3 protein-coding genes are annotated in these 3,187 nt (G+C 44.8%); all 3 read left to right on the top strand.

The annotated features are described in order from the left end of the window. The first annotated feature begins 68 nt into the window (after positions 1-68). The gene (locus B7Y67_RS13800; RefSeq protein WP_293599147.1) at positions 69-1,184 is read left to right on the top strand and encodes a TRAP transporter substrate-binding protein; all 1,116 of its coding nucleotides are present in this window, start codon (positions 69-71) and stop codon (positions 1,182-1,184) included. Positions 1,185-1,248: 64 nt separating this feature from the next. Then, entirely contained in the window at positions 1,249-1,800 is a 552-nt protein-coding gene (locus tag B7Y67_RS13795; RefSeq protein WP_293599146.1) for a TRAP transporter small permease subunit, read from the top strand. Position 1,801: 1 nt separating this feature from the next. Beyond that, positions 1,802-3,112 (top strand): TRAP transporter large permease subunit, encoded by a 1,311-nt coding sequence (locus B7Y67_RS13790; protein WP_293599145.1) that lies wholly within the window; start codon positions 1,802-1,804, stop codon positions 3,110-3,112. The last annotated feature ends 75 nt before the right edge of the window (positions 3,113-3,187 follow it).

Below are 3,187 nucleotides of genomic sequence, written 5' to 3'. Positions count from 1 at the left end.
AGTTGAATGATGTACTCTGAGTTGAGATTCAAAAAGTAGTGCGTACCCAACTCAAAAAGGAGTTTGACATGATCATTAAATTAGTAAAACGGGTAGCTGCTGTTACTGCCCTATCTGCCGCTCTATACGGCACAGCATTTGCGCAGTCGGCGCCAATCAAAATGACCCTTCAAACTGGCGTACCCTCTGCCAGTATTTATTTCGAACTCATGAAAAACTTTGGAGACCGTGTTGATAAAATGTCAAATGGCCGCCTCAAAGTGGATGTTTTACCCGACGGCGCTGTTGTGGGAGCATTTGGAATCCTTGATGCAGTCGACAAAGGGGTAATTGATGCTGGCTTTGCATGGACCCACTACTGGTCAGGCAAAAATTCGGCCGCAGCACTTTTCTCAAACCCTGCATCTGGCTCTGGTGTTGGCTTAGATCAAGTCTCGCACATGGCCTGGCTTAAAAATGGTGGCGGAGACCAGCTTTATCAACGCTTATTCACCGAAGTTCTCAAAACCAATATCAAGCCATTCATGATTCAACCTATGGGCCCTGATCCATTTGGTTGGTTTAAAAAGCCTATCAATTCGATTGCTGATATGAAGCCAATGAAATACCGTTCGCCTCCAGGATTGACTGCAGAGATCTTTAAGGAAATGGGCCTGACAACTGTTGCAATGCCAGGTTCTGAAATTGTTCCTGCGGCTCAGCGAGGCGTGATTGATGCCGCAGAGTGGATTGGACCTGCTGATGACATGATTTTGGGCTTCCAAAATGTGTTTAAGCACTACTATCTCCAAGGTTTGCATCAGTCTACTGACGTTGCAGAACTCCTAATTAATAAGACATTCTGGGATAAGTTGCCTGCAGATCTCAAGGTGATCGTTGAAACTGCAGTCTCCGCAACTATTGCTGAGACCTATACATTCAATGTTTACCGCAATGCAGTTGCCTTAGAGAAGCTCAAGAAGGATCACGGCGTAACCGTTCATGACACACCAAAAGAGTTCTTTACTGCATTCCAGAAAGCTACCGCAGTTGTTTACACACGCGAATCTGAGAAGAACCCATTCTTCAAGGAAGTCTTAGACTCTCAGCGTAAGTTTGCCGGAATTGTTGTTCCTTATTGGACTCAAATCAATGGTCTTTACTACAACATTGGTGCAACTGTAGTTAATAACAAGAAGAAGTAATTTAGAGCCTTAGCTATGTATAAAGGGGTGGGTATTCCCACCCCTTTTTTAAATGGAATTAACGGTGTTAAATACAAATCAAGAATTAATCGCATTCTCCAAAAAACTAGATCGCATCACTTCAATCGCCGGCAATATTGTTGGCTGGATGCTGATCCCTATGATTCTCAGTCTGGCTTACGAAGTAGTGGCGAGATATGCATTTGGCGCCCCGACTATCTGGGCGTATGACATGACATTTATGCTTTACGGCGCCTTTTTTATGCTGGGGTCGAGCTATACCCTGAAACATAAGGGCCATATTCGCACCGATATGTTTTATGACAATTGGTCACCAAAAAAGCAAGCCCTAGTTGATCTTACTTGTTATCTACTACTCTTCTACCCTTTTGTACTGATCTTCACAATTGTGGGGTGGGAATATTTTTATAAAGCGTTTGCCAGTAACGAGCGCTTTGTATCAAGTCCTTGGATGGCCATCACTTGGCCTTTTAAGATGACATTACCACTCACAGGCTTCCTACTCTTTATTCAAGGACTCTCTGAGGTAAGTAAATGCCTGGTTGCGATTCGATCAAACGAATGGCCCTTAGAGACCACAAGCGAAGGGGCATAAAATGGATCATCAAATTTTAGGTATTGTTGGTTTAGGCGTTTTACTCTGCGCCATCTTCGTTGGCTTTCCGATTGCATTCACACTCGGAGCACTTAGCATCATCATGGGCTTTATTGCCCTAGGTCCTGTTGTATTCGATCTTGCAATTTTACAAACACTCTCTGTGATGCAAGATAGCGTCCTAGCATCAATCCCGTTTTTCCTTTTCATGGGATTCTTACTAGAGCAGTCCGGCATTATGGAGCGCTTATTTGGCGCCATTCAGCAATTGTTTGCTGGCGTTCGGGGCTCACTCTATCTCGCCGTGATTGTGACAGCCACTATTTTTGCCGCCGCAACCGGAATAGTAGGGTCGTCAGTTGTCTTACTCGGCGTTATGGCTGCTCCATCCATGATTAAAAGTGGTTACGACGTACGGATGTCTGCAGGAGCCATTACTGCTGGCGGCACATTGGGCATCTTGATACCACCATCAGTGATGTTGATCGTCATGGGGCCGGTGGTTGGGATACCTGCAACAGATTTATTTGCCGCTGCAGTCTTGCCAGGTCTGCTTTTAGCATTCCTCTTTGCTTCCTGGTGCATGATTCGCTGCTGGATCAACCCAGCCTTAGGGCCAGCTCTACCTGTAGAGATGCGAGCAAAATCACTTAAGCCTGTTTTAATGGATTTAATGATTGGTATTGCACCCGTGATTGTGGTTTTATTTGCCACCCTAGGCGTAATACTAGCTGGAATTGCAACGCCAACCGATGCAGGTGCAGTGGGTTGTGCAGCAACCTTCTTGCTCACTACCATGTCTGGGCGCATGACCTTCGCTAAAATCAAAAACTGCGTCATGCAAACCTTGCGTGTCTCCAGCATGATTTTGCTTTTGGTGACTACTTCAAACCTATTTGGGGCTGTATTCTCAAGACTGGGTAGTGCAGATTTTATTGCCAGCTTTCTGACCTCCCTACCATTACCACCGATGGCGATGTTGATCTTGATCTTGTTATTGATTTTCTTACTAGGATGGCCGCTAGAGTGGGTACCTATCGTATTAATTGTCGTGCCTATCTTTCTACCCATCATTAAAGCGGCCGGTATTGATTTAATTTGGTTCAGCACTTTAGTAGCAGTAACACTTCAGACAGCCTGGCTCTCACCACCAGTAGCTCTATCGGCCTACTTCCTTAAAGGGGTCGCGCCATCTTGGAAGATCACGGATATCTATGCTGGTATGTCCCAATTTATGGTGCTGCAAATTATTGCAGTAGTCTTATTATTACTCTTCCCCCAGTTGGCTACGTGGCTGCCATCGGTCAATTGACTTTGAAATAGACGCTGAACCTAACTTATCAAATCAATCTATTACTACTTTTAAGTAAATTATGAATAATCCTGT

It is taken from the genome of Polynucleobacter sp. 35-46-11 (assembly GCF_002281105.1).
This window is presented reverse-complemented; position numbering and strand designations above follow the sequence as displayed.

Coding starts and splice junctions, on each gene's coding strand:
- B7Y67_RS13800 (WP_293599147.1), top strand. CDS start 69: ATGATCATTAAATTAGTAAAACGGGTAGCTGCTGTTACTGCCCTATCT.
- B7Y67_RS13790 (WP_293599145.1), top strand. CDS start 1,802: ATGGATCATCAAATTTTAGGTATTGTTGGTTTAGGCGTTTTACTCTGC.